Here is a 26910-nt window from a genome sequence, read left to right on the forward strand (position 1 = left end):
CTGGCACTCCGCTTTCGCGAGCAAGCCCGCTCCCACATTTTTGACCGCGTTCGCCGTTTGATTATTTCAGGAGTTCACCATGCCCCAACTCGCTAACCGCCGTGCCGTGATCACCGGTGCCGGCAGCGGCATCGGCGCCGCCATCGCCCGTGCCTACGCCGTCGAAGGCGCGCGCCTGTTGCTGGCCGACCGCGATGCCGCCACCCTCGCCGAAACCGCCATCACCTGCCGCAACCTCGGCGCCGAAGTCCTCGAGTGCGTGGCCGATGTCGGCACCGTCGACGGCGCCCGGGCCAGCGTCGATGCCTGCGTCACCCACTACGGCGGCATCGACATCCTGGTCAACAACGCCGGCATGCTGACCCAGGCCCGTTGCGTCGACCTGACCCTGGACATGTGGAACGACATGCTGCGCGTCGACCTCACCAGCGTGTTCGTCGCCAGCCAGCGCGCCTTGCCTCACATGATCGCCCAGCGCTGGGGCCGGATCATCAACGTCGCCTCGCAACTGGGGATCAAGGGCGGCGCCGAGTTGACGCACTATGCGGCGGCCAAGGCCGGCGTGATCGGCTTCACTAAATCCCTGGCCCTGGAAGTGGCCAAGGACAACGTACTGGTCAACGCCATCGCACCCGGGCCCATCGAAACGCCATTGGTAGGCGGCATCAGCGACACCTGGAAACGCGCCAAGGCCGCCGAGTTGCCCCTGGGTCGTTTCGGCCTGGCGGACGAAGTCGCGCCGACTGCCGTGCTGCTGGCCAGCGAGCCGGGCGGCAATCTGTTCGTCGGCCAGACCCTTGGCCCGAACTCCGGCGACGTCATGCCATGAGCGGGTACTAAGCATGTGCGGACTTTGCGGCCTGCTGGGCGAAGACCTGCACTGGAGCGACCCTTTGGGCGATGAATTGCCGCGCCGACGCGAACGTCTGCGCCGCATCGCGGCGATCAACCAGGTGCTGGCGGTGTTCCGGCTCAAGGTCGAAGACTTCCAGGGCGCGTCCTATCTGCTGCTGGGCGCCACCGGCAAACAGGAACTGGCCAGCGGCCTGGATCAATTGTGGCGGGCGGCAGAGACCATGCTCGGTCGACCGCTGGACCCGTTGGACCCGCGCCTGCTCGATCATCTGGAACTGTAGGAGCCCGGCTTGCCGGCGATGGCGTCCTTGATATCGCCATCGCCGGCAAGCCGGACTCCTGCAGGGGCATCATTGAGGTAGAACTATGAGCATCGCGCTAAACGTCATCACCGGCTTCCTCGGCAGCGGCAAGACCACCTTGCTCAAGCGCCTGCTGCAAGGTGAAAGCCTCGGCGACACAGCGTTGCTGATCAATGAGTTCGGCGACGTCGGCATCGACCACCTGCTGGTGGAGGAAGTCGCGCCCGACACCGTACTGCTGCCCAGCGGCTGCGTGTGCTGTTCGATTCGCGGCGAGTTGAAAGACGCCTTGCTCGGCCTGTTGCAGCGTCGTGAGCGGGGCGAGATTCCGCCCTTCAAGCGGGTGATCCTGGAAACCACCGGCCTGGCCGACCCGGCGCCAATCCTCGCCACGTTGAACAACGACGTGCAACTGCGCGGGCGCTTTCATATCGGCCTGGTGGTGACGCTGGTGGACGCCAGCCACGCCGCCCTGCAAGAGCGCCTGCACCCGGAATGGCTGGCGCAAGTGGCCGCTGCCGATCGCCTGCTGTTGAGCAAGACCGACCTCGTCGAAGACTGTGGCCCGTTGCGCTTGCACTTGCAGGCACTGAACGCCGGCACGCCGATCCTCAATACCTGCGATATCGACAGCGGTGAACAACTGCTGCTTGGCGAAGGCCTGCGCAGTGCCGAGCCCGCTGCAGAAGTCCGCCGCTGGAAACTCCATCAAACCACCGCCGCCAACCACGGCGCTGCGCAAGTCTGTTGCCTGACCTTCGATCAGCCACTGGATTGGGTCGGTTTCGGGGTCTGGTTATCGATGCTGTTAAGATGCCACGGCGAACGTATTCTTCGCGTCAAAGGACTGCTCAACGTGAACGCCAGTAACGCTCCCATCGTCATTCATGGCGTGCAGCATTGCCTGCATGCCCCGGTTCACCTGCCTGCCTGGCCGGGGACCGATCGGCAATCGCGCCTGGTGTTTATCCTGCGCGGGCTCGACCCGACTCTGCTGCGGCGCTCCTTTGAAGTGTTCTCCAGAAGGTTCGCCGCATGATCACGCTTCGCGTCCTCGGCACCTCGGTGACCTTGCTCGAAACCTTGCGTGTGCGAGCGGAAAAAGAGCTGGGCATTCGCCTGGTGTACCAGGTGCATGATGTCGAGCAGGCCCAGCGCATTGCGGTGATGCAGCCTGACAGCTACGACCTCTACGACCAGTGGTTTCACAACGTCGACTTCGTGTGGCCGGCGCGGGCGATCCAGCCGATCGACACCCGGCGCATTGCGCTGTGGCACGAGATCAACGACCTGCCCAAGCGCGGACGCTTGTCCGCCAACGACCGTCTGGGCAGCGGCAGTGTGCCCAGCGAGCGCCTCTTCGTGCAGCACGACGGCAGCCTCGGCAGCACCGTCACCGAACGCATCAGCATGCTGCCCCTGACCCACAACGCCGACAGTTTCGCCTACCGCCCCGAGCGCTTGCCCGAAGGGTTCAACCGCGGCAACGAGAGTTGGGGCTGGTTGCTGGACCCGGCCTGGGGCGCACGCACTGCGTTGCAGAGCGACGCCGCCATCGGCGCCCTGGACGCGGCGCTGGCCGTGCAAGGCGCGGGCCTCGCGAGCTTCAAGGACATCGGCAACATGAGCATCGAAGAGATCGATGTACTGGCCGATATCCTGGTGCGTAAACAGAAGGAAGGCCACTTCGCGGCGTTCTGGTCCGATGACGAGGAAGCCGCGCAACTGATGCTCAGCCCGAGCATCGATATCCAGAGCCTGTGGTCACCGACCCTGATGCGCCTGCATCGGGCCGGGGTCAAATACCGCCTGGCGGTGCCCCGTGAAGGCTATCGCGCCTGGTTCGGCGGGTTGTCGCTGTCGCGCCATGCCAAGGGCCCGGTGCTGGATGCGGCCTATGCCTACCTCAACTGGTGGCTGTCCGGCTGGCCGGGTGCGGTGATGGCGCGCCAGGGTTATTACATCGGCAACCCGGCTCGCAGCCGTGATCACCTGAGCAGTGCCGAATGGGACTACTGGTACGCCGGGCTGCCCGCTCGGGAAGAGCTGTTGGGCAGCGATGGCTTACCGCTGATCGATGTGGGTGACGTGCGCGACGGCGGTTCCTATGAACAGCGCATGGGGCATATCGCGGTGTGGAACTCGGTGATGGATGAGCACAACTATCTCGTGCGGCGTTGGGGGGACTTCATGCGGGCGCGAACGTCGTAACGGCACCCTGTCGCCAAATTAATGACATATAAACTCCCGTATTTATTGGGTGCACTTCTTCTCTTGCGCAGCTAATCTGGATAATTCAAATATCCCTGTAAAAAGGATATTTATTTGACGCCGGTTCAGCTGTCGCGAGGGACGCGTATGACGAAGGGACGTTTCGGCTGGAGGGGGCAGGCGCTGCCAGAGGGCAACAGAATGAGGTGGCGCCATACGTTTCAAACCCGGATTGCCGGGGTGCTGGCGCTGCTGTTGCTGGTGGTCGTGGCGGCGGTGTATTTCGCGGTGAAGACCGCCACCAATCGCGCCGTGGAAAACCAGGCCCAGGTGCAGCTGGAAACCGGCAGCCAGGTGTTCGAACGCCTGCTCGACCTGCGTGGCCGGCGCCTGCAATACGGCTTGAACTGGCTGACGGCGGACCTGCCGTTTCGCCAGGCTGTCGCCGATGGCGAACCCGACGCGATTCTCGCGACCCTGCGCCGGCATGGCACCGGCCTGAGTTCCAGCGAGGTATTTGTGCTGGGGCTCGACGGCCGCGTGATGGTCAGCACGTTACCGGCGCTGACGTCCGGCCAGGCCTTTCCCTATAACGATGCCTTGCGCCAGGCCCGGCGCAGCGGCCTGCAAATGTTGATCGTGGCCCTGGATGGCCGGCCTTTCCTGCTGGTGCAACAGGAAGTCGTCGACCCCGCGCCGATCGCCCGTGTCGCCATGGGCTTTCCGATGGACGAAATCTTTGCCAGTGAATTGCGCTCCATGAGCAACCTGGAAGTGTCGTTCATCAGCGCGCAGCATGGTCAGCCCGGCGAATTGTTCAGTACTCAGCCCGAGGCGCTACAGGCGTCGATTGCCAGCGACCTGCAGGGCGCGTACATCACTCCGGTGGCGCAATTGAACCTGTTCCACGGCCAGCGCTATCTCAGCCAGGTGCTGCCGTTGGGCAACACGGCAGACGGTGGCGAGGTCCGGGTGCTGCTGCAAAGCCCGCTGGACCACGCCCTTGAATCCTTCGCGCCGCTGGACCGGCAATTTCTCGCGATCGCCCTGGTGGTGCTGCTGGTGTCGCTCGCGGGTGCGTTGTTTCTGGCGCGGCGGGTTTCACGCCCACTCAATGCGTTGGTGCAGGCGGCCGAACGCATCGGGGCCGGTGACTACCGCACACCGGTACAGGTGCGCAGCCACGATGAGTTCGGCCTGCTGGCCCAGGCCTTCAACGCCATGCAAACCGGGATCGCGGTACGCGAGCGACAACTGGCCCACAACGCCCTGCACGACCCGCTCACCGGCCTGCCTAACCGCGCGCTGGCCATGGAGCGCCTGGGCAGCGCCATCAGCGCTGGCCGGCCGGTGGTGTTGCTGTACCTGGGGATTGAAAACTACCGGGTGATCAACGAAGGCTACGGCCCGGAAGGCGTGGAAGAAATGCTCCGCGAAGCCAGCCGCTGCCTGCTGTCGAGCCTGTCGGCCAGCGACACCGCCGCGCGCATCACCGGCAGCGAGTTTTTGCTGCTGCTGGAAAACACTGCGATCGACCGCGCGGTGGCCCTGGCTGACCGCTTGTATGGGCTGCTCACCGAACCCCAGCGCATTGGTGGCGATGAATTGCGCCACGAAGTGAGCATCGGCATCGCCGCCTACCCGGCCGACGGCCAGCAGGTTGAAGAGCTGATCAGCCGCGCCGCGATTGCCCGCCACGATGCGGCAGCGTTCCCGGGTTACTTACAGATCTACCAGCAGGACCGCGACCTCGCCCATCAACGCCAGATCAGCCTGATTCGTGACCTGCGCCGGGCGCCGACGGAGGGCGAGTTGTACCTGTGTTACCAGCCCAAGCTCGACCTGCACCATGGCCATGTGCGCCAGGCCGAAGCGCTGTTGCGCTGGCAGCACCCGACCCTGGGCCTGGTGTCGCCGGCCGAGTTCATTCCCCTGGCCGAGCGCACCGGCAGCATGGGCAGCCTGACCCAGTGGGTGATCGAAGAAGCCATTCGCCAACTGGCCGAGTGGGCGGTGCGCGGGTTGGAGGTGCAGTTGTCGGTGAACATCTCGGTGGATGACCTCGCCGATGACGGCCTGGCCCCGCGGGTGACCGAGTTGCTGGCGCACTACCGGGTATCGGCCCGGCAACTGATTTTCGAAATCACCGAAAGCGCGATCATGCACAACCCGGCCCAGGCCCTCAGCGTGCTGGAGCAACTGCGCGCTTGTGGCATCAGCCTGTCGGTGGATGACTTCGGCACCGGCTATTCATCCCTGGCGCAACTGCAACGCCTGCCGGTGCAGGAATTGAAGATCGACCAGTCGTTTGTGCGCAACCTCGACAGCACTTCCGGCGACGGCGTGATCGTGCGCTCGACCATCGAAATGAGCCACAACCTGGGGCTCAAGGTGGTGGCCGAAGGGGTGGAGTTCGAGCCCAGCCTCAAGCTGCTCAAGCTCTGGAAGTGCGACACGGCCCAGGGCTATTTGATCAGCCGGCCGTTGAATGCCATGGCGTTTGAGATGTGGATGCGCCGCGAGCGCGTGCCGGTCTAGGGCGTCGGTGGCTGCACCGACGCCGGTCTTTCAGTGTTCCACCGTTGCATCGACCAGGCTTTGCAACCGTTCCCACAAGCCTTCGACGTGGTGGCGCTCCGTCCCCAGCGCGCCAATGGACACGCGTACCATCCAGCGCTCGTCGAGCACGGCGGGAGTGACGTAGGCGCTGCCTGAATGGTTGAGCTTTTCCGCCCAGGCCCGGGTGTAGTTATCCAGCGCCTCACCATCAAGGCCTGGTGGCTCGTGGCGAATGCACAAGGTTTGCAGGGTGACGGCGGCTACCAGTTTCCAGTGTTTGCTGCCTTCAATCTGTTCTGCCAGCCAGCGGGCATTCGCCAGGTCACGCCGCAGCCGGGCCTGCAGGCCGCTGACGCCTTGCTCGCGGATCAGGAACCACAGCTTCAGCGCGCGGAACCGGCTGCCCAGGGAGATCCGCCAGTCGCGGTAGTTCCTGACCTGGCCGTCAGCCTTGGACTGTAGATAGCTGGGGTTGGTGGTCATGATGCGAATCAAGTGCTCGGGGTCGCGTACAAAGTACACCGAGCAATCAAACGCCGCCCCCAGCCATTTGTGAGGGTTGAGGACCAGCGAGTCGGCGTTCTCGATGCCGTGCCACAGCGCGCGGCATTCCGGGAGGATCATCGCGGCCCCGGCCATGGCTGAGTCGACATGCAACCACAGGCCGTGGCGTTGCGTCAGGGCGCCGATGGCTTCCAGGGGGTCGATGGCCATGGCTGCCGTTGTGCCGGTGGTCGCAATCACCACACAGGGTCTGTTCCCGGCAGCCAGGTCTTGTTCGATTGCCCGCTCCAATGCATGCGGTGACATTGCATTGTGTTCGTCGGTTGCCACGGTACGGATATTGTTCTGGCCGAACCCCGCCAGGATCGCGGCCTTGTTCACTGAACTATGGGCGTGGGCCGAGGTGTAGACGATCAAGGGGGCGCCGCTGTTTTGCAGGCCATCGTGCATCAGCGCGTAGTAGGAGCTGCGTTCGCGGGCGCTGATCAGCGCCACCAGGGTGGAGGTCGAGGCCGAGTCCTGGATCACTCCGCTCCAGTTGGCGCTCAGGCCGATCATGTCGCGCAGCCAATCGGTGGTGACTTCCTCGATTTCGGTCAGGGCCGGGCTCGATTGCCACGACAATCCCACCACGCCCAGGCCGGTACTCAAGCAATCGCCGAGGACGGAGGACAGTTCCACATTCGACGGGAAGAACCCGAAGAAACTTGGATGCTGCCAATGCAACAGACCGGGCATGATCAGTGTTTCGACGTCGCCCATGATCTGTTCGAACGGTTCGGCTGTCTCAGGCGGGCTGGCCGGCAATGCGGACCTGATTTCTCCCGGGGCCGTGGTGGGTTGCACACCGCGTTGCTCGATGTTTTGTCGATAGTCTGCAATCAGGTCGATCATGGCGTGGCCATGTCGGCGGAATTCTTCAGGTGTCATATCAGGGTGTCCGTCAGGAAGAGAAATAAAGGCGTTAGCACCAGAAGTAAAACGGCTGGCCAGTGGTATAGCCGATAAACGACTGGATGCTGATGCGCTTGCCTGAATCGAAACCGCAAATGGCATGGGGACGGCGAGTATTGATAATCACCAGTTCGTTTTTCTGCGGCTGGATGCGCAGCGGTTTTTGCAAACGATCTTCGGGCAGTTCCGCCCCTTCGAAACGGATGACCTCGTCGTAGGTAAACGCCTCGGTATCCCAAATGACCAGTTCACCTCCGGAAGGGGGTACTTCGAGGTAAATATTCGCGCTGAATTGATGTTCCAGTTCGGCAATCGACAAGGGCAGGCAATCGACATGGGGGACTGTTTCGGAGAGGTGGGCTGTCTCCGGGAACATGGCGCGGATAATGCCGCAGAACATCGGCTGGCCCTGGAACGCCGCGGTTGTCGCGCCTTCTGGCCACACCTGCCGGATATGCTCCATCAGTAGATGGATGGGTGGTTTGCGCGGGGCACAGAGGTCATCGATCACGCAGCGCATGTGGTTGGCGTCTGCGTAGTATTTCTGTTGCGAATAGCTGTCTGCGGCCTTGCCGTAGGTGGAGTTGAACGGTGTTCCCCAGCGATGGACACCATAGAAATGCTGGACAACTTTTCCGTGCTCATAGGTCTCGTGGTTATATTCCTGGAGCGTCGCCGTTTCGTTGATATGTTTATTTAGTACTTCGCTGGTTTGTTCATTCGCGTAGTCAGGTACCCGGATGGCAAGTATTTCTCCGCGAATAAGTTTTTCCAGGCTGAGTGTGTCGAGTTGCTCAAGTGCCAGGATCCCGGGCGCCTGGCTATGCGGGACTGCAGGTATTGATTCAACGCTGTTGAGGTCCGTCATGATGAAAACTCCATGTTAGTTACAGCACGTCATATAGATAACGTTTGTTTGGCTGGGGATTTACTGGCGACAGTGAGCGTCGGATGGCGCAGGGCCAAAGTTGAGGGAAAGACTTTTGGGGAGGTATAGGACTTTTCCGAGTAAACTTTTAAATACATCGGCGCTATCGGATCGCTTTATTTCACGCATAAAAAAAGGCGGCTACCCACTTAGGTAGCCGCCTTTTTCTTACTGCCGGTTTTGCTTAATCCGGCAGTTTGAACGCCATCACATAGTCACCCTGCTTGGTGCCCAGGGAACCATGACCGCCGGCCATGACCAGCACGTACTGCTTGCCGTCCTTGCCGGTGTAGGTCATTGGTGTGGTTTGCGCGCCTGCTGGCAGGCGGCCTTCCCACAACTGCTTGCCGTTTTTCACGTCATAGGCACGCAGGTACTGGTCAAGGGTACCGCTGAGGAAGGACACGCCACCGGCGGTGGTGAAAGTCCCGCCCAGGCTTGGCACGCCCATGGTCAGTGGAATCGGAACCGGCGAGCTGTCACGCACGGTGCCGTTCTTGTGCATCCAGATGGTCTGGTGGTTGGTCAGGTCGACCGCGGCCACATAACCCCACGCCGGCGCCTGGCACGGCAGGCCCAGTGGCGACAGCATGGCTTCGAGGATCACGCCGTATGGCGCGCCTTTGTTTGGCTGCACGCCTTCGGTTTCGCTGACCCGTGGGCCTTGCTTGGCAATATCGGCAGCCGGGATCAGTTTCGATTTGAACGCCATGTAGCTTGGGTTCACGAACGCGATCTGGCGAACCGGGTCGACGGAAATGCCACCCCAGTCGAACACGCCGAAGTTACCTGGGTAAACGATCGAGCCCTGCAGCGATGGCGGGGTGAACGGACCGTCGTAGCGCATGGATTTGAAGTCAATCCGGCACAGCATCTGGTCGAACGGCGTCACGCCCCACATGTCACGCTCCTTGAGGGGCGGTGGCATGAAGTTCAGGTCGGACTTCGGTTGGGTCGGTGCGGTGTGATCGCCGGCCACTGCGCCTTGCGGTACAGGGATTTCATTGATCGGCACTACAGGCTGACCGTTCGAGCGGTCGATCACGTAGATGCTGCCTTGCTTGGTCGACGCCATCACCGCTTGCTTCACGCCGTCAGCGGTCTTGATGTCGATCAGCGAAGGCTGGCCGCCCACGTCCATGTCCCACAGGTCATGGTGAGTGAACTGGAAGGTCCACTTCACGTGGCCGCTGTCGATGTCCAGGGCAGTCAGGCCGGCGCTGTACTTCTCGGAGTCCGGAGTCCGGTCGCCGCCGTACTGGTCGGGCATCTGGTTACCCATCGGCAGGTAGAGCATGCCGAGTTTTTCGTCCACCGCGAACATCGACCACATGTTTGGCGAGTTGCGGGTGTAAGTCTTGCCCTCGGCCAACGGGGTGGTGTCGTCCGGGTTGCCGCTGTCCCAGTTCCACACCAGCTTGCCGGTGTGCACGTCGAACGCACGGATCACGCCGCTAGGCTCGTCGGTGGAGACGTTGTCGGTCACGTGACCGCCGATTACCACCAGGTTCTTGGTGACGGCCGGTGGCGAGGTGGAGTAGTAACCGCCCGGGGCGAAGGTGCCGATGTTGGCACGCAAGTCGATCTGGCCTTTGTCACCGAAGTCTTCGCACATCTTGCCGGTGTCGGCGTTCAGGGCGATCAGACGGGTGTCGGCGGTAGGGACGAAGATGCGTTTCGGGCAGGCATTCGGCGCGGCGGCCGGGCTGGCGCTGCCAGTCGGGCTCTGTTCCGAGGCATACACGGCATCATCGTGATACGACACGCCACGGCAGGTCATGTGCGCCCAACCCTTGAAGTTGGCAGCACCTTCGCTGCTGATCTTCGGGTCGAAACGCCAGATTTCCTTGCCGGTGTCCGGGTCCAGGGCAATCACCTGGCTGTGAGGCGTGCACACGTAGAGCATGCCGTTGACTTTCAGCGGGGTGTTTTCCGCGGTGGTTTCACCGGGATCGCCTGGGCCAGGGATGTCGCCAGTACGGAAGGTCCAGGCTGGAACCAGCTTGTGGGCGTTTTCCGGAGTGATCTGTGCGAGTGGCGAGTAACGATCACCGAAGGCCGAACGGCCATAGGAGTTCCAGTCACCATCAGCCTGGGCTGGCGCAGTGCTGGCCATGCCCGGTACCGCATCGCGGTCCAGCTGGCCTTTCTTGACCATGGCGCCCGGGTCGGTGAATTGGCTGGCCAATGCAGCGGCGCCGGCCAGTACGACCGCGACGCTCAGCGCGCCAGTGCCCAGCGGCGAGGCTTGGCCACGCAGCAACGGACGGCGGAACCACGGGAGCAGCATGACGATGCCGAGGGCAAACAGCAGGGCCAGGCGCGGTACCAGTTGCCACCAGTCCAGGCCGACTTCCCACAGCGCCCATACGGTGCTGGCAAACAGCACCAGTGCGTACAAGCCCAGCGCCGCACGGCGTGTAGCCAGCAGCAACAGGCCTGTGACGGTGATGCCGAGACCGGCCAGCAGGTAATACAGCGACCCGCCGAGCATGCTCAGCTTGATCCCCCCGGCCAACAAGGCCAGGCCCATTATCAGCAGCAAGATCCCCAGCAGCCTGGGCAGCAGGCGACTTGGACTTGAAGCACCATCAGTGCTCATAGTGTGGTTCTCCGTTACGTTTTGAATTGATTGCGCACAGTTCACTGTAGATGACGTTCCGGCGCAGGCTTGGTTCAGGGCTAATTCGTTTTCTTCAGAATTTACTTACAACGTCAGAATGAGCTTTGCAGCTTGATCCCGCCGATGAGTGCGTCATCCACCTGGGCCACGGCTCCGGGGTGACGGATGTATTGCAGGTTCGGGCGCACCGTCAGCCACTGGGTGACATGGATGCCGTAATAGAGCTCAGCGCTGTATTCCGTGTGTTGAATCGGCAGGTAGGACGGGTCATCGAAGTCGTATACCGCGTGGGCCTGGTTGCTTGCCTCGGCATTCTTGCGGTAGGCCGGGTTGACGTGCACCCGGGCCACGGCGAAACCGATATCGTCCTTGGCGCGGGCGTCGAACAGGCCCTTGTAGACCACGCCGGCTTGCACGTAGTTATCCACAGCGTTGGTTTTCTTGTCGTGCATCGTGCCGTTGGCGAACACGTTCAAGCCCCGCGAATGGTCGCTGGCCAGGCTGGTGACTTGCTGCTGCACCCCCAGCCACACCCCGTGCTTGCTGGAGGCGCTGCGATAGGCCTCGCCGCTGAGGGCTGCCGGCTGGTCGTTGCGGTCTTTATACACATCGCTGGCCTTGGCGCTGCTGTAGTAGTAGCCGGCGCGGTATTCGCCGGGCAGGCCGTTCAGCGTAGGCGTCCACACCAGCTCAACCGGGAGCAGGGCGCCTTGGGTGCCGCTGCCGCTGAGCTTGAAGCCGTTGCCGCGATCGAGGTTGGACGGGTTCTGTTCGTAGGCGCCGACCTGGGCGTACAACTCGGGCGTCAGGTGATATTTGACCCGCAACGCCCACTGGCTCACCGGCCAGTTGTACCAGATGCTGCCAACCCAGTTACCGACCTGCGAGCCGCAGAATGCGAGGTTCTGGAAGTCGCAGGGGAAGCTGTTGAAGTCTTCACCTTCGCCAAAGCGCCCGGCCTTGATGTCGAGCTTTTGGTCGAAGAATTTCTGCTGGTACCACATCTGCGTCAGGCGCCAGGTCTGGCCACGGCCCCAGACTTCCTGGGACGAGGTAAAACCGCCCACACGCGGATCGTTGACCCGGTCATTGGTGATGTTGTTGCCGCTGCGCTCGGTTACCGTCAACTGGAACTCGGCGTCGTGCCAGCCGAGGATCTTCTGCAGATCCAGGTGCGTGCCCAGGCCGAATTGGTCGCTGTAGCGCGCAGTGCGGTCGTGATCCGAGCCGCCGTGCAGGTTGCTGCCCATTTCGCCGGTGTAGTCGAATTTGAAGTCGTAGCCTTGTTGAGACAGCGCTGTCCGAGTGCCGCCGAAATCACCCAGCATCCACGGTGATTCAGCGTCAAAGGCAGGTGCGGCCTGGGCACAGTTGATCAGGCCGAACGGTAACAGCGCAGCGCACAGGCGCAGGTTTGGGAAAGCAGGCATAGGCAAAATGGGGTCTTAATATTTTATGGTTTTGAAACGCAAACAGCGGCCTGGCGCGTTCGCACAAGGGCGTTGAACACGGGCGGTCGATGGTTTGGTGGAATGATGAAACGTTTCAGTTTGTTGCTGACAAGGATAAAGCCCTGGCGCGGGGAGAGAAAGGGCTAAACGGAAGATGGATTCTTTCGGATTTGGTAATAGTGCGCTGGATCGTCGGATTTGGTAGCAATCTGTGCGTTGGTTTGTGTTTGAGGGCGTGGTTATCTGCGTCACCAAAACAGATGGGGGGTCGACATGGAAGGCGACGATAACGTGGGTGAGGCAAAGGCCGTAACAGCCGGGGAACTAGTCATTATTCTCGGTCAGTATCACAGTGCAATGTCCAGACTGGGCTCCGGGATCATCAGTTTGTCCGGTGCTCTGAAACACAGTGAAAATGCCGAAGTGAAAGAGGCGGCAGATGAGGCTTGGTTAAAACTGAATGAGTTTATCGATTACATGGACAGCGTCGCTGATGATTTAAACGCGTTGGCCAAGGAAAAAGGCATCCCAAATGGCGAATGACCTCAAGAATAATGTGAGTTATCTTCGACACGAGTATCGTCAAGCCTCTTCACTCGAGAGTACCCGCAAAAGTGGTGGAGGCAGCGGAGGAGGAAACGACTTGGAAAAGCGTATTGATACGATTGAAAAAGCACTTCCTGATATACGCGATCGGCTTTCGCGAGTAGAGACGAAGCTCGATGGCATAAAAGAACAGATGGTGACCAAGGCTGACCTGATCGCCACAAGGGCCGAGTTTCGTGAAGACACATCAGGGCTGCGTCTTGAGATCGCCAATTTCAGGACAGACATGCAATCAATGGAAACCCGTATCCTGAAATGGTTTGTTGGAACTGCGGGCGTTCTGTCTGCCATCGCCTTTGGCGTCGCCCGACTCGTCCACTGACGTTTTCCGTTCGAAGCCCGGCTTCCCGCCGGGCTTTCTGGTTTTTAAGCCAACTTCGCCAAACACTCTTCAAGAATATCCAGCCCTTCCTCCAGCACCGCCGCTTCAATCGTCAACGGCGCCAGCAGGCGGATGATATGCCGCGATTTGCCGCTGGGCATCAGCAACAAACCCGCCTCGCGGGCCAGTGCCAGCAGCTGGGTCAGTTGTTGTGGCGCCGGGCTGCCGTCGGCGTTGGCCAGTTCGATGCCACGCATGGCGCCCACGCCGGTCAAGCGGCCGAGGTAGGGGGAGAGCCTTTTCGAACACCATGATTCATAGCGACTGACGATCGCTTCTTCCTGCTGCGCGCCCCAACCTTGCAGGTGCTCGTCCGTCATTTCATCCAGGGTGGCCAAGGCCGCCGCGCAGGCAATCGGGTTACCGGAGTAGGTGCCGCCGAGGCCGCCTTTGGGCAGGTTGTCGAGCAATGTCTTGCGACCCACCACCGCACCCAACGGCACACCGCCGGCGATGCTTTTGCCCAGCAGGATCAGGTCCGGTTCGATGCCCAGGCGTGAGAAGGCGAAGCGCTGGCCGGTGCGGCCGAAGCCGGACTGGATTTCATCGGCAATCAACAGGATGTTTTTCTCATCGCAGAAGCGTCGCAGGGCCTGGGCAAATTCCACGTCCAGCGCCAGGAAACCACCTTCGCCCTGCACGGGTTCGATGATGAAACAGGCCACGTCGTCGACGTCGATTTCCACGCTGAACAGGCGGTCCATCGCCTTGAGTGCTTCGCCGCAGGTCACACCGTTGTCGCGGCTGGGGTAGGGCAGGTGGAACACCGGCCCCGGCAATACGCCGACTTTTTGCTTGTATGGCGCGACCTTGCCGTTGAGATTGAGCGTCGCCAGCGTGCGCCCATGAAACGCACCGTCAAAGGCGATGACGGCGGTGCGGCCAGTGGCGCCGCGGACAATTTTCAGGGCGTTTTCCGCCGCTTCCGCGCCACTGTTGGTGAGCATGCCACTGACCGGGTAATCCACCGGGATGAATGCGGTAAGACGGTCCATCAGTTCGATGTAGGGCGCGTGAGGCGCAGCATTGAAGGCGTAGTGGGTGAGCCTGGTGGCCTGGTCGCGGATCGCCTCCACCACACGCGGGTGGCAGTGGCCCAGGTTGAGCACGCCGATGCCGCCGACGAAATCGATGAAGCGCTTGCCGGTGGTGTCCCAGACTTCGGCGTTCCGGCCATGGCTGAGGCTGATGGGGTGGACGATGGAAATCGACTGGCTGATGGTTTCGCGGCTCATGGATCCGGGACTCAAGAATAGGATGCGTCCTTTTATCTAAGCCGTGAGCCGCCTTGCCCCGCAAACGAAATAAAGTCGCCGGGTCATTATTAAAAGTCGGGATGTGCTATGGCGAGGGAGCAAGCTCCTTCGCCACATCCACCATCCAGTTCAGGAACGCCTTCACTTTCGGGATCTCCCCGGCATGTTCGGCATGGGCGATAAAGTGCGCGCCGGCACTCGGCATTCTGTAATCCCAGGGGATCATCAGGCTGGCGTTCGCCAATTCCTCGGCCACCAGATACTGTGGCACCAACGCCACGCCGTACCCCGATTGCGCGGCGCGGATGCACATGTAGAACGTGTCGAAACGCGGCCCGTGGTAGCTGTTTTGCGAGTGCAGGCCCTGTTCCAGAAACCACTCGTGCCAGGCTTCCGGGCGCGAGGTGCATTGCAGCAAGGTGTGGCGGGACGAGGCGTCGCTGCCAGCGGCAACAAACCCGGGGGCACAGACCGGCACCACGGCTTCGCGAAACAACTCGATGCAAGTTGCCCCCGGCCACGCTCCCTGGCCGAAGAAAAACGCGATATCCGCCTTGGCCTGCAACACGTCGAACGGCTCCAGTTCGTTGCGCACGTCCAGGTGGATATTGGGATGGCGCGCGGCAAAATCCTTGAGCTTGGGCACCAGCCAGCGGTCACCGAAGGTCGGCTGGGTGGCGATGCGCAGCACTTCGGTCTCGCCACCGTAGGTGAGGATGTAGCGGCTGGAAATATCCACCTGGTTGAGGATCTTGCGTACTTCCTCCAGGTACAGCGAGCCCGCCGGCGACAGGTACAAGCGCTGGCGCACTCGCTGGAACAGCGGGTGGCAGAGCATCTCTTCGAGCTGTGCCACCTGCTTGCTCACCGCGCTCTGGGTCAGGTGCAGTTCTTCGGCAGCGCGGGTGAAACTCAGGTGGCGGGCGGCGGCTTCGAAGCACTGCAGGGCGGTCATCGAAGGGGTCAAGCGTTTCGAGATCATGAGAAGTTCATTCCAAATCGGAAGGAGCCTTTGCCTAAACGTCGTTTGTGGCCAAGGTGTAAAGCCGTTGATACTGACCGGCAACACTATAAACGGCGCGGGTTTGTGGCGCCGAATAATAAAGACCGACAGGGAGCGCCTTGCATGAAGCACATGAAATCCACGTTGGCGGCATTCACCGCCGCAGCACTATTGGGGCTGGCCGCAAGCGCACACGCGGGGGCGACCCTGGATGCGATCCAGAAGAAGGGTTTTATCCAGTGTGGGGTCAGTGATGGGTTACCGGGTTTTGGCGTGCCGGACGCCAACGGCAAGATGACCGGCATTGATGTGGACGTGTGCCACGCCGTCGCCGCAGCACTCTTTGGTGACGCGTCGAAAGTGAAGTTCAGCCAGTTGACCGCCAAGGAGCGTTTCACTGCGTTGCAATCCGGCGAGATCGACCTGATTTCCCGCAACACCACCTGGACCAGTTCCCGTGACGCGGGCATGGGCATGGTGTTCACCGGCGTGACCTACTACGACGGCATCGGGTTCCTGGTGAACACCAAGCTCGGTGTGAAGAGCGCCAAGGACCTGGACGGCGCGACCATCTGCATCCAGGCCGGCACCACCACCGAGCTGAACGTCTCGGATTACTTCCGCGCCAACGGCCTGAAGTACACGCCGATTACCTTCGACACTGCTGACGAAAGTGCCAAGGGCCTCGAAGCGGGCCGCTGCGACGTGCTCACCACCGACCAGTCGGGGCTGTACGCCCAGCGGATCAAGATGGCTCACCCGGATGAGTTCGTCGTATTGCCTGAAGTCATTTCCAAGGAGCCATTGGGCCCGCTGGTGCGCAAGGGCGACGACGAGTGGTTCAGCATCGTCAAGTGGACGCTGTTCGCCATGCTCAATGCCGAGGAAATGGGCATCACTTCGCAGAACGTTGAAGAGCAAGCCAAGTCCAGCAAGAACCCGGACGTCGCCCGTTTGCTCGGCGCAGACGGTGACTACGGCAAGGACCTGAAACTGCGCAAGGACTGGGTCGTGCAGATCGTCAAGCAAGTGGGCAACTACAGCGAGGTGTTCGAGCGCAACATCGGCCAGGGCAGCGTGCTGAAGATCAAGCGCGGCCTTAATGCCCTGTGGAGCAACGGCGGGATCCAATACGCGCCGCCGGTTCGCTGAGGTTTCACGAAGAAACCGTGTCCTTGCCCGCCGCCTTGGAGCGATACAACGCCTGATCGGCCCTGGCCATCAGGCAGGCGGGTGACTCATCGTTGCGTCGCTCTACCACGCCGAGGCTCAACGTCACCTTGAAACTGCCCACGGCGGGCAAGTCCTTGAGCGCACAGCGCATCCGCTCGGCCAATTCCCGCGCGGTCTCCAACGTGCTTTTGGGCACGATGACCATGAATTCATCGCCGCCCCAGCGGGCCAGCAAGTCGCCGTGGCGAATGCAGGCCTCCAGGCATTCCACCACGCGCACCAGGGTTTCATCGCCTACGGCATGGCCGTGCTGATCGTTGATGGGCTTGAAGTCGTCAATGTCCATGGCGATCAGCGACAGCGGCAGGCGAAACCGTTGGGCGCGAGCGCACTCTTCCAGCAGGACGCGTTCAAGGCGGTAACGATTGGCCACGCGAGTCAAGGCGTCGCGTTCGGCCAGGGAGCGATTCTCGTCCAGTTGCAACTGCAGTTGTTGATTGACCCGCGACAGCTCGCGGGTGCGCTCGGCCACCAGGGCTTCAAGGGATTGATTGCGGCGCTCCAGCTGTTCGATGGACTGTTTGCGCGCCTGGATACTGCGGTGGGCGCCGACCATGCGTGCCACCGAGCCGTCGTCGTTACGTGCGATCACGTAGCCGCGGTCTTCGATCCACAGGTAGGAGCCGTCTTTCTTGCGGCAGCGGTATTCGGCTTGATAGTGAGTGGTGCGGCGGTTGATGTAGTTATCAAACAGCACCATCACTTGGGGATAGTCATCGGGATGAATCACGTTTTCCCAGGTGAATACGCTGTTTTCCAGGGAGTGATGGGCATAGCCGAGCATTTCGTACCAGCCGGGGTTGCGGTAGACGAACCCGGTGTTGGCGTTCCAGTCCCAGATCCCGTCGCTGACCAGCTCCATGATGGCATGCAGCATGTCGGCGTTAAGGTCGCAAAAGTCCTTCCTTGACGGTTCGCTGCCGGATGTATCGTCCATTGCGCACTCCCTGCGTGGACTGGCTCCTGGGGCCAGCCAAAATTGATGCCGATACTCCGTGGCTGGCGGTACTGTACAACGGCGCCTTGGCGCTTAGAAGGGGGTCTTTGGTCTAGTGGGGATGTGGCTAAAAGCCACTACTTGCTTGGGTTCAGCTTCTGATCAGGCGCCGCCATCCTGGTCCTGGGCGCCCCATTGGCATTGTGCTGATAAATCGCCTCAGGCTGCCCCTGCCGGTTAAAAAACACCTGCCCGATCCCGGCAGAATTCCAGAGCCGTTCGCCCGCTTCAGCGTGTTCCGGAATATGCGGCACTACCTGCATGAGTCGGCGACGGGTGAACCAGTTCAGCGGTGAGCGCGGTGAGTAGAGCCATCGATTGAGACGGTCGAACCATTCCAGCAAGCGCGGCGGGAATTCGTTCTTGATGCCGCTGCTGGTGATCTGCCAGATTTTTGGACCGGCATTGCGGTGGCGAATCAGCACTTCATAGACGAACGAGTAGTGCACGTCTCCCGAGAGGATCACGTAGTTGCCCGGTGTGCGGGAGTGACGAAAGATGTTGAGGATCACCTGTGCCGCGCCGCGGTGGGCCATCCAGTTTTCCGCGTCCACCAGCAGCGGGTAGCCGCACCAGCTGAAGGCCTTCTGTACGGTTTCGATCAGCTTGACGCCGAAGATCGGCGCCGGTGAAACGATGATCGCGCAAGGGTGATCCAGCAGCTCCTGTTGCAGTTCGCTCAGCGCTTCCCAGTCCAGCAGGCCGGAGGGTTGCTTGAGGTTGAACTCGCTGCGCCAGCGCCGGGTACGGGTGTCGAGCACTACCAGTGCGGGGGTGGTGGGCAGCACGTAATGCCATTGCTGGAACTTCAGCAGGTCATCCACCAGCTCATCTTGAGCGACAGGCTGCAGGTAGTTGTCGTGGGCCTGTGTGGTGAGCGCCAGGGTTTTGCCGATCACCGTATCGAACGCATCCGGGTTATTGCCCCAGCCCTGGCACAGCATGTAGGCCAGCAGTGCGTTGCCGATGATGCGCTTGGAGAACGGATGCCCGTAGGCGGTTTCTTCCCATTGGGCGCTGAGGTTCCAGTCGTCGGTGATGTCGTGATCGTCGAAGATCATCAGGCAGGAGAGGTGGGCGAACACCCTGGCCACGCCACCCAGGCCGTCACGGAACGTGTCGATCTGCACTTGCTCGTGCCCATAGCGTACGTGCCCTTCGGCGCGCAGTTGCGGCGCTTGCGGTGTGATCAGCTGCCACGGTACGGGCGACCACGCCAGCAGGTACATCGCCATGACTTCGGCAAAAGTCACCAGGTGGTTGTCGGCGCTGCTGCTGGTGAAAATAGGCTTCTTCACCCCGCCAAAAAAACGCTCGCGCAGGGTCTCGTTGCTCTTCAGGGCGGGCAACAGGTCGGCTCGATGGTAGTAGCTGGCGGCATGCTCATAAAGCGCGGCGCTGTTGTCGACGACGGCACCGTCGAGGTGTTCGTCGAACAGGCCGAGGCGCGTGATCAGCGCATGAATGGCCCGCAGCATCGGCCCCGCGACATCGTCGGCGTAGACCTGGTCGCCACTCATCATCAACAAGGCCGGGCGTTCCTCCAGGGTGTTCGATTCGGCCAGCAGCCGGTCGACACACAGCAAACCGTCGGCTGCGCTGTGATGGGGCTTGCGGCAGGAACCGTGGACCAATTGGTGGATGCGGCTGTGCAGGACGAAATGCGGGCCTTGTGCGCCCGGGTAGAGCAGGTGCGGCGCCCATTCGGCGATACCGGCACGGTTTACCAGCAGGTCGTAGCCGATGCTCACGTCCTGGGGCAGGGCTTCCGCCAGCGGTACGTCGATCAGATGGATAAAGGCCTGGCGCCCGACGGGCACCACCTTGCATTGGCTGGCGTCCAACTCGATATCGAGCGCCGCGCCTTGGGCGACTTGCAGCCTCAGGGTCAATGCCAGGGGACGACTTCCCACCAGCCACATCACCAGGCGCCGCGGTTCCAGGCGTCGCAGCAACGGGCCGGCGAGTACAGCGGGAAGTGTGTCGGGGTGAGGCATCAAGGCAACGGCTCTGGGCAAGGTTGGGCCGAAAAGGTAACGCATTGAATGTCAGCGTTTTGTTAAGGCGCGATACCCGGGCGAGCGGCAAATTACCCGGCGCCCAATGGCCCGGCTATAAACCTTTCATCTCAAATCATGACTGCGTGGCGCAGGCCTCGCCTTCGGCGATCATCCAGCGCAGCACTTCGGCCAGGGCCACACTGTGCTGGCGCTCGACCCAGCGCACACCCTGCGGGCTGTACTGTTCGACATAGCGGCTCAGCACCAGGCGGCCCTGCTCCGACGACAGGCTCAGGCGGGTCTCCCGGCAGAGCAGGGCGCTGGTCCCGCGTTTACGAACCTGACGTTGCAGGACCAGTGAGCTTGATTCAGAAATCATCGCCGGCTCCCTGTGCACAATTATCGGCCTGAGGCGACGTCGCCCCCTGCTTGCCCTCCAGCACAAAGGCCGCGCGGTGTTCGGCCACCACGTTACGCAAGGCACTGTAGTAGTCCGGCAGCTTTTGCAGGCTGTCGGTCAGCGGCAGCAACGAGGCGCGCGTGTCCACTGTGCCACCCACCAGGCTGATGGTGCCCAGGGTTTGCGCGGTATCGCTGTCGCCCAGCGGCGCCACCAGGAAGTTCAGGACCTTGCCCGCCGCATCGCGGCTGTTGCCGGTGCCCAGCAACGGCAGTTCGACAATCGGCCCGTTGCCAATCCCCCACACGCCAAAGGTCTGGCCGAAGTCGGCGGTGTGGCGAGGGATGCCCAGCGGGTCCGAGACATCAATCAAGCCGACGATCCCCACGGTGGTGTTCACCGCAAAACGTCCCAGGGTGTTGATCGAGCGCCGTGGGTTGCCTTGCAGCAGGTCGTTGATGAAGACCTTGGGTTCGCTGAAGTTGCTGGCGAAGTTATGCACACCCTGCTGGAAAAACTCCGGCATGTATCGGTAGCCTCGGGCTACAGGCGCCAGGGCGTAGTCATCCACCGCGCGGTTGAAGGCGAACACGCCCCGGTTGACTGGTTCGGCGGGGTCATACACCGGGTAGGAAACCTGTGCGCAGCGTGTGGTACTCGTTACGTTGGCCGGGCTCGCGCAGCCTGTGAGGTAAGACACAGTCAGCAACAACACCGCCTGGCGAGCCAGGTGCTGGGGGTACGTCAGCGAGCGCATGGGGTCAGTCTCCGGGAAAAGGAAGCCGATGCTGGCAGCCGCAGCTTGCGCAAAGATGTCTGCTTTATTGCGCCGTTGACGCTTTATTGCACGATTGAAATATATGACGGGCCGCGTCGAATGGTTTTAGATGGCGCATCGACAAGACCAAGTGATGCCCATCGGTGAGCCATCTTTTAATCGTGGACGATGACCTCGAGGTCCTCGCCCTGCTGAAGAAATTCTTCCTGCAACATGGCTACACGGTCGAGACCGCCGCCAATGGCGCCGAGCTGTGGGCGGCCATGGAGCGTACACCTGCCGACCTGATCATCCTCGACCTGATGCTGCCGGGGGATAACGGCCTGTTGCTGTGCCAGCGCCTGCGCCAGCAATACGCAACACCGGTGATCATGCTGACCGCCATGGGCGAACTGAGTGATCGCGTGGTGGGCCTGGAAATGGGCGCCGATGATTACCTGAGCAAACCTTTCGATGCCCGTGAATTACTTGCCCGGGTGCGCGCCGTACTGCGTCGGGCGGGTGAAAACCGGCCGACGTTGGGCGACGTGTCGCGCCCGCTGATTCGTTTCGCCGGCTGGCAACTGGACCTGACGCGCCGTGAGTTGCGCTCGCCGGACCAGGTGATGATCCCGTTGTCGTCCGGGGAGTTCGACCTGCTGCTGGTGTTCGTCGAACACCCGCAGCGCGTGCTCACCCGCGAGCAATTGCTGAACCTGGCGCGGGGCCATAGCCACGACGCGTTCGACCGCAGCATCGACGTGCAGGTCAGCCGCCTGCGACGCAAGCTGGAGTTCGACACCAAGCGCCCGGCGATGATTCGTACCGTGCGCAACGGTGGTTACCAGTTCACCGTCGCGGTGACCCGCCCATGAGCCGCTTCAAACCTCGGGACACCGTGGCCCGCTGGATTGCCCTGACCATCCTGATTGCGATGCTCACAGCGCTGGCCTTCAATGCGCTGTTTGTGCAACTGGCTGGCGTTTGGGCCAGGCCGCCGTTGGGTGAAACCGGCCTGTTGGAGAAGGTCGCGGTGATCGTGCGGATGATCGAAGCGGCAGAGCCGTCCCAGCGCGCGCAACTGACTCGGGCAGTGGCCGATGACAGCTTCAATGTGAGTTGGTCGGCCACCCGCACAGGCATTGATGTGCCGGTTCTGGAAGACCCGGGGTTTCACTCCGACCAGGTGTTCAAGCAGTTGCTCAAGGGGCCGGAGCGGCGGATGGAAGCCTACGAACCGTCCGACTGGCCTGGCCCCGGCGGGCGCTATGCGCTGGTGGTGCAACTGGTGGATGAATCCTGGCTGATGTTCAGCGCGCCGTCGCGCAGCTGGGGCCTGGCGGAAGGCCCGCGAAGCCTGATCGTGCTGATGCTGGTACTGATTTCCACCGCGCTGGTCACGCTGATCGCCACCCGGCGCCTGGCCCGGCCGCTGCAGTATTTCGCCCAGGGTGTGCGACGTTTCGGCGCCGACTTTCGTGCGCCGCCTATCGAGCCGGTCGGCCCCCAGGAAATCCGCCAGGCGATTCTCGCGTTCAACGGCATGCAGGCGCAGTTGCAGCACTTCATCCAGGACCGCACCCAGATGCTCGCCGCGATTTCCCATGACCTGCGTGCGCCGCTGACCCGCCTGCGTCTGCGGGGGGAATTCATCGAAGATGCCGACCAGCAGCACCGCCTGTTCCGGGATGTCGACGAGATGCAGGCGATGATCAACACCGCGCTGGAATTCTTTCGCGACGATGCGCGTCTGGAACAGGCTACCCAACTTGACCTCGCTGAGTTGCTGCAAACGCTGATTGACGATTACCGCGACCAGTCCATCGACATCACCTTCAATGGCCCGCCACGGCTGGTGTATTTCGGTCGCCCGCTGGGGCTCAAGCGAGTGATGACCAACCTGATGGACAATGCGATCCACTACGGGCGGGCGCCGGAAATCGAACTGCAACCGAGTCCGGGCGTGGTGACGATACGGGTACTGGACCGTGGCCCGGGCATCCCGCAGGAGCAGCATGAGCAGGTGTTCCTGCCGTTCTTTCGGCTGGAAGGCTCACGCAATAAAAGTACCGGCGGGGTCGGTTTGGGCCTTTCCACGGCACGGGCGATTGTCCTGGAACACGGTGGAACGCTGACGTTGGAGAATCGCCCGTGTGGCGGGTTGGCCGCCGTGGTGGTGTTGCCGGTTTAGGAAGGCTTAAACCCTCACGGCAAATTGCCTTTTCCCAGATCAGTCAGATTACCGCTATTCGACTGAAAAATTTGCTGGTTGGAGCTGCTACGCGAGGGCTCATCGTTTGGTTTGAGGGCCGGCTGAACAGGTTGGACGGGTTGAGTGGCTTGAGGCGAATGAGTGGGTTGATTGAAGGATTGGATATGGAAAGCGCTGCCAATGATTGGAAAGGACATAGATGTTGGCTCTCATTAGAAAGGACGTGAAGTGTGCGCATTCACCTCCCTTTGAGTGCGTCCTGATCAGTGGCCCTGGCCCGGTCCGGCGTTCCGGGCCTTTGGGTTTCCATATGCTTCGCCGTCTCGATGAGGCGCCGTTTCAAGCCGGCTTGGGCACCGTAAACCGAAACTCGCTGCCTCGCCCCAACTCACTCTCAGCCTCGATCCGCCCGCCGTGGGCCTGCACGATGCCTTGGGTGATGTACAAGCCCAGGCCGCTGCCGGTGGGATTGTTTTCGGTTTGCGTCCAGTAGCGATCAAACACGTGAGGCAACTGATCAGGGGCGATCCCTTCGCCGGAGTCACGCACCGAAAACACGATCTCTTCGCCATTGCTCAACGCACTGATGCCGATATTGCCCTGGCGCGGGGTGAACTTGATGGCGTTGCCGATCAGGTTCGACAGCACCTGGAACAACCGTTCCGGGTCGGCATGGATTTGCAGCCCGGGTTCGGCATTGAAGGACAGGTCGATGCCCTTTTCCATCGCCAGGGGCGCGAGCAGTGAATAGGCCTCCTCGAACATCTGGCTCACGTCCAGGGCCACCGGCTTGACGGTGTAGCGCCCGGCTTCGATCTTCGAGGTGTCGAGCAAATCTTCCAGCAGCACATTCATGCGCCCGGCGGCTTGTTGCATGGTATCGATGGCCGAGGAAATCCGTCGCGAGGTGTGTGGGCCATCGGAACTGAAGGCCTTTTGCATCATGCCGCAGAGCATCGAGATCACCGTCATCGGGTTGCGCAGGTCGTGGGAAACCACCGCCACCAGTTCATCCCGGGCGCGCACCGCCTGTTGTTCACGCAGCACCTGGCGGGCCAGGTCATTTTCCAGGGCCGAGCGGCGCAGGTCGTTGGCGGCGAAGCGGTCACCGTGGCTCCATTTGGTGGAAATGCCGGCCATCTCCACCTTCCAGATTTCAAACGAGGTGCGTGGGCGAAGGTGCAGGCCCGCGTCGGTGCTTTCCAGGTCCAGGGGTTTGTTCGGGTCGCCGCTCCAGTTGATGTTTTCCTTCACTTCGGGACGAAACCACAACACGCCGTTGTCCACCGGCTTGGGCAAGCTCATGGCCAGCACGCCACTGGCTACGTGCTGGTATTCAGCCGCCGGCGGGTAAACCGAGGCCAGGTTATGGCTGGCAAACACCGACTGCCCGGCCTCTTGCAGCCACTTGTGCAGGGCGCGAATCTGCGCAGGTTCCGGGCAATTGCCGTAACGGTGCAGTTGCTTGTCTTCGATGATCGCCACACCGCCTGCGAGGGTCAGGTCCATCAGCAATTGCGGACGCTGCGCCAGGCCATCGAAGACGTTTGCGGGCGAGGCCTGCATGGCCTGGCTGAGCAAGGCCAGGGCCTCGACTTTTTCTTCGCGCTGGCGGCTTAGGTCCAGGGCCTCCATGGCGCTGATCTGCAACGACAGCACCTGGCCGATGGTCTGGCACGCGGTGCGCAAATCATTGGGCACCAGCAGCGGCTGGCGGTTGCCGCAACTGATCAGGCCCCAGAGTTTGTCGCCGGCCATCAGGGAGATGCTCATGGACGACAGCACCCCCATGTTTTTCATGTACTGGCAGTGAATCGGCGACACGCTGCGCAGGGTGGCGAAGCTCAGGTCCAGGGGCTGGCCGGTGTCCGGGCGCAGCCTGGGCACCAGCGGCACTGCCTCGTAATCGGCATTGGGGATGATCCGCAGCCAATTGGTGCGGTACAGCTCCCGGGCTTGTTCGGGGATGTCAGACGCCGGGAAGAACAGGCCGTTGAACAATTCCATCGACGGGGCGGACGCTTCGGCGATCACCTGGCCGTGGCCTTCCTCTTCGAAACGATAAATCAGCACCCGGTCGTAGCCGGTCATGGCCTGGATTTCGTTGACGCTGATTTCATACAAGGCTTGCAGGGTTTTCGCCGCCTGCAGGCGTTGAAGCATCTTGCCCAGGTTGCTGGTCCGGCCATTGAATGCCCGCGGCTGGAAGTCCTTGAGCCGTGGTTCGAACTCCAGCACCAGCACATCCTGATGGCGGTGCAGCAAGCCTTCGAACTCGGCGCCGTTGAGGGTCATGTGCAGCGGTGCGGCGTCGAAAAAGCTGTTTTGCGTGACCATGGCCCGGACGGCTTCGGCATGTTCAATGCCGATCAATGTGTGCAGCGGCTGGCCCAGCAGGGATTCCGGTGAGTGGTTGAACAGTTCGGCTACGTTGGCGCTCACCTGCACGATATGCAGGTCTGGCTCGGACAGGGTCAGCAGCGCACCGTGGGGCTGGATGGCCCCCGGGAAGCGGATGGGCTCGTCTGCACAGTTGGCAAGCAACTCTTCAAAATCTTCGGGTTTCATAGCAGTACCTCCTGGCTGTCGAGCCATTGCTCAAAGCAGCTGAATGTCGAGCGGGCCGCGTTCACGGCGCGCAGTTTGGCGTGCGCATCGAGGGGCACATGGCTCAGGTAGTCGAGAAAGTCTTTCCAGCGCCGCCCGGTTTCAGCGCCGTACACGTTGAGAAACGCGCCGCCGTTGTCGGCATCCAGTCCCAGGCGCTGGGCCATTTCCCGGCGCAGGATCTGCCCGCCCAGGGTGGCACCTTCCAACACATACAGCGCGCCCAGGCAGGCGGCCGGCGTGTCGAGGAGCGGTAGCGACAGGCAATGGGGAAGGGCGGCGATGGCTCGGGCGTCCAGGCCCAGGGCGTGGAGATCCGTCAGCAAGGTGGGAGTTTTGCGACGCAGCACCTGATCAAACCCCACGGGTATCAAGCCGCTGTCGTTCAGCGTCGTTTCCAGAGGGTTGTAGAACCCGTAATAGGCCTGGAGCAGGCGTTTATACCGAGTGTGATCGAGCTGCGGGGAGAAAAACGGCAAGCGCTTTTCCAGGGCGACGTGCAGTAAAGCGGTACCCGAGCGCAGGGCTTCAAGTACAGGGGGCGCACCAACGTCATGGGCCTGTGAATGCATTCAGTAAACTCGAACTGGGGGCCTGCTGGCCATGTAAGGTTGCTTAATAACTGACCGCAGGAGTCGCCGTGAAGTTCGCCTTGGCTGATATCGCGATGCTATCAGTGCATGGGCGAACCCTGCACCAGGGCCGACTGCACGCAGTCGATCAGGCGCTTGGTGGTCCACGGCTTGGGCAGGAACCGCACGGTGCTGCCCAACTGCGAGGCCATTGCGGTGTTGCCCGAGGTCAGCACCACCGGCAGCGTCGGCCAGCGATGGGCGACGACCTTGCTCAAGTCGTAGCCATTGAGCAGGCCGGGCATCTGGATATCGCTGACAATCAAGTCTACCGGATCACTGGCTCGTTCAAGAAAAATCATTCCTTCGTCTGCGGACGGGAACGAGGTCACCACCGCGCCGAAATCCTCCAGTACATCTACCATCAACGAGCGAATGATTTCGTCGTCTTCCAGCACCAATATCGATGGCTGAGCCATGATCCTTACTCCACCATCC

At 61.6% G+C, this 26910-nt stretch carries 23 protein-coding genes; 10 read left to right on the top strand and 13 right to left on the bottom strand.

Annotated features, from left to right (window positions below; all coding sequences use genetic code 11):
- Positions 1–79: 79 nt before the first annotated feature.
- From HX786_RS13825 to HX786_RS13845, 5 genes are all read left to right on the top strand, one after another.
- The gene (locus HX786_RS13825) at positions 80–829 is read left to right on the top strand and encodes an SDR family NAD(P)-dependent oxidoreductase (RefSeq protein WP_177020385.1); all 750 of its coding nucleotides are present in this window, start codon (positions 80–82) and stop codon (positions 827–829) included.
- 13 nt (positions 830–842) lie between these two features.
- A complete protein-coding gene (locus HX786_RS13830) occupies positions 843–1136 on the top strand; it encodes a hypothetical protein (RefSeq protein ID WP_087695160.1) in 294 nt (97 codons plus the stop codon).
- A gap of 85 nt (positions 1137–1221) precedes the next feature.
- On the top strand, positions 1222–2196 hold the full coding sequence (locus HX786_RS13835; protein WP_102605932.1) for a GTP-binding protein: 975 nt from the start codon (positions 1222–1224) through the stop codon (positions 2194–2196).
- On the top strand, positions 2193–3368 hold the full coding sequence (locus tag HX786_RS13840; protein WP_102368164.1) for a PotD/PotF family extracellular solute-binding protein: 1176 nt from the start codon (positions 2193–2195) through the stop codon (positions 3366–3368). Before HX786_RS13835 ends, HX786_RS13840 begins: the two co-directional genes overlap by 4 nt.
- 201 nt (positions 3369–3569) lie before the next feature.
- A complete protein-coding gene (locus tag HX786_RS13845) occupies positions 3570–5906 on the top strand; it encodes a bifunctional diguanylate cyclase/phosphodiesterase (protein WP_008438502.1) in 2337 nt (778 codons plus the stop codon).
- Positions 5907–5936: 30 nt separating this feature from the next.
- Here HX786_RS13845 and HX786_RS13850 read toward each other — a convergent pair whose 3' ends face one another.
- From HX786_RS13850 to HX786_RS13865, 4 genes are all read right to left on the bottom strand, one after another.
- Positions 5937–7361: a pyridoxal-dependent decarboxylase gene (locus tag HX786_RS13850; protein WP_177040125.1), complete on the bottom strand. Its 1425-nt coding sequence runs from the start codon at positions 7359–7361 to the stop codon at positions 5937–5939.
- A gap of 34 nt (positions 7362–7395) precedes the next feature.
- Positions 7396–8253 (bottom strand): 2OG-Fe(II) oxygenase, encoded by an 858-nt coding sequence (locus HX786_RS13855; RefSeq protein ID WP_177081136.1) that lies wholly within the window; start codon positions 8251–8253, stop codon positions 7396–7398.
- 244 nt (positions 8254–8497) lie between these two features.
- On the bottom strand, positions 8498–10915 hold the full coding sequence (locus HX786_RS13860; protein WP_008438499.1) for a glucose/quinate/shikimate family membrane-bound PQQ-dependent dehydrogenase: 2418 nt from the start codon (positions 10913–10915) through the stop codon (positions 8498–8500).
- A 113-nt stretch (positions 10916–11028) separates the two neighbouring features.
- Entirely contained in the window at positions 11029–12366 is a 1338-nt protein-coding gene (locus HX786_RS13865) for a carbohydrate porin (protein ID WP_102605931.1), read from the bottom strand.
- A 294-nt stretch (positions 12367–12660) separates the two neighbouring features.
- Here HX786_RS13865 and HX786_RS13870 point away from each other — a divergent pair, with 294 nt between their 5' ends.
- Together HX786_RS13870 and HX786_RS13875 are read left to right on the top strand one after the other, a co-directional pair.
- Positions 12661–12930 (top strand): hypothetical protein, encoded by a 270-nt coding sequence (locus HX786_RS13870; protein ID WP_102368168.1) that lies wholly within the window; start codon positions 12661–12663, stop codon positions 12928–12930.
- A 100-nt stretch (positions 12931–13030) separates the two neighbouring features.
- Positions 13031–13315 (top strand): CCDC90 family protein, encoded by a 285-nt coding sequence (locus tag HX786_RS13875; RefSeq protein ID WP_250884721.1) that lies wholly within the window; start codon positions 13031–13033, stop codon positions 13313–13315.
- Between the two features lie 44 nt (positions 13316–13359).
- Here the strand turns inward: HX786_RS13875 and HX786_RS13880 are convergent, their stop codons facing one another.
- Positions 13360–14610, bottom strand: a complete 1251-nt coding sequence (locus HX786_RS13880; RefSeq protein WP_178912223.1) for an aspartate aminotransferase family protein — start codon at positions 14608–14610, stop codon at positions 13360–13362.
- Positions 14611–14716: 106 nt separating this feature from the next.
- Positions 14717–15613 (bottom strand): LysR substrate-binding domain-containing protein, encoded by an 897-nt coding sequence (locus HX786_RS13885; protein WP_102605928.1) that lies wholly within the window; start codon positions 15611–15613, stop codon positions 14717–14719.
- A gap of 144 nt (positions 15614–15757) precedes the next feature.
- On the opposite strand from HX786_RS13885, the gene HX786_RS13890 reads away from it, so the two are divergent.
- Positions 15758–16786 carry an amino acid ABC transporter substrate-binding protein gene (locus tag HX786_RS13890; protein ID WP_008438485.1) on the top strand — a complete coding sequence of 343 codons (1029 nt, stop codon included), beginning with the start codon at positions 15758–15760 and terminating at the stop codon, positions 16784–16786.
- 4 nt (positions 16787–16790) lie between these two features.
- On the opposite strand, the gene HX786_RS13895 is transcribed toward HX786_RS13890, so the two are convergent.
- From HX786_RS13895 to HX786_RS13910, 4 genes are all read right to left on the bottom strand, one after another.
- Entirely contained in the window at positions 16791–17804 is a 1014-nt protein-coding gene (locus HX786_RS13895; protein WP_023659140.1) for a diguanylate cyclase, read from the bottom strand.
- A 137-nt stretch (positions 17805–17941) separates the two neighbouring features.
- Positions 17942–19861, bottom strand: a complete 1920-nt coding sequence (locus HX786_RS13900; RefSeq protein WP_177069708.1) for an alkaline phosphatase D family protein — start codon at positions 19859–19861, stop codon at positions 17942–17944.
- A 136-nt stretch (positions 19862–19997) separates the two neighbouring features.
- Positions 19998–20243 (bottom strand): hypothetical protein, encoded by a 246-nt coding sequence (locus HX786_RS13905; RefSeq protein WP_178912224.1) that lies wholly within the window; start codon positions 20241–20243, stop codon positions 19998–20000.
- Positions 20233–21021, bottom strand: coding sequence for a VacJ family lipoprotein (locus HX786_RS13910; RefSeq protein ID WP_178912225.1), 789 nt, complete (start codon positions 21019–21021; stop codon positions 20233–20235). Before HX786_RS13910 ends, HX786_RS13905 begins: the two co-directional genes overlap by 11 nt.
- A gap of 164 nt (positions 21022–21185) precedes the next feature.
- Between HX786_RS13910 and HX786_RS13915 the strand changes: the two genes are divergently transcribed.
- Both HX786_RS13915 and HX786_RS13920 read left to right on the top strand, forming a co-directional pair.
- A complete protein-coding gene (locus HX786_RS13915) occupies positions 21186–21896 on the top strand; it encodes a response regulator (RefSeq protein ID WP_177123260.1) in 711 nt (236 codons plus the stop codon).
- The gene (locus HX786_RS13920) at positions 21893–23212 is read left to right on the top strand and encodes an ATP-binding protein (protein ID WP_178912226.1); all 1320 of its coding nucleotides are present in this window, start codon (positions 21893–21895) and stop codon (positions 23210–23212) included. Before HX786_RS13915 ends, HX786_RS13920 begins: the two co-directional genes overlap by 4 nt.
- Positions 23213–23572: 360 nt before the next feature.
- On the opposite strand, the gene HX786_RS13925 is transcribed toward HX786_RS13920, so the two are convergent.
- From HX786_RS13925 to HX786_RS13935, 3 genes are all read right to left on the bottom strand, one after another.
- Positions 23573–25801 carry an ATP-binding protein gene (locus HX786_RS13925; RefSeq protein WP_178912227.1) on the bottom strand — a complete coding sequence of 743 codons (2229 nt, stop codon included), beginning with the start codon at positions 25799–25801 and terminating at the stop codon, positions 23573–23575.
- Positions 25798–26412, bottom strand: coding sequence for a biliverdin-producing heme oxygenase (locus tag HX786_RS13930; RefSeq protein WP_177069715.1), 615 nt, complete (start codon positions 26410–26412; stop codon positions 25798–25800). Before HX786_RS13930 ends, HX786_RS13925 begins: the two co-directional genes overlap by 4 nt.
- Positions 26413–26513: 101 nt before the next feature.
- Positions 26514–26891 carry a response regulator gene (locus HX786_RS13935; RefSeq protein WP_003210361.1) on the bottom strand — a complete coding sequence of 126 codons (378 nt, stop codon included), beginning with the start codon at positions 26889–26891 and terminating at the stop codon, positions 26514–26516.
- Between the last annotated feature and the right edge of the window lie 19 nt (positions 26892–26910).

The sequence above is a fragment of the Pseudomonas sp. 21615526 genome, assembly GCF_013386245.1.
GTDB lineage: Bacteria > Pseudomonadota > Gammaproteobacteria > Pseudomonadales > Pseudomonadaceae > Aquipseudomonas.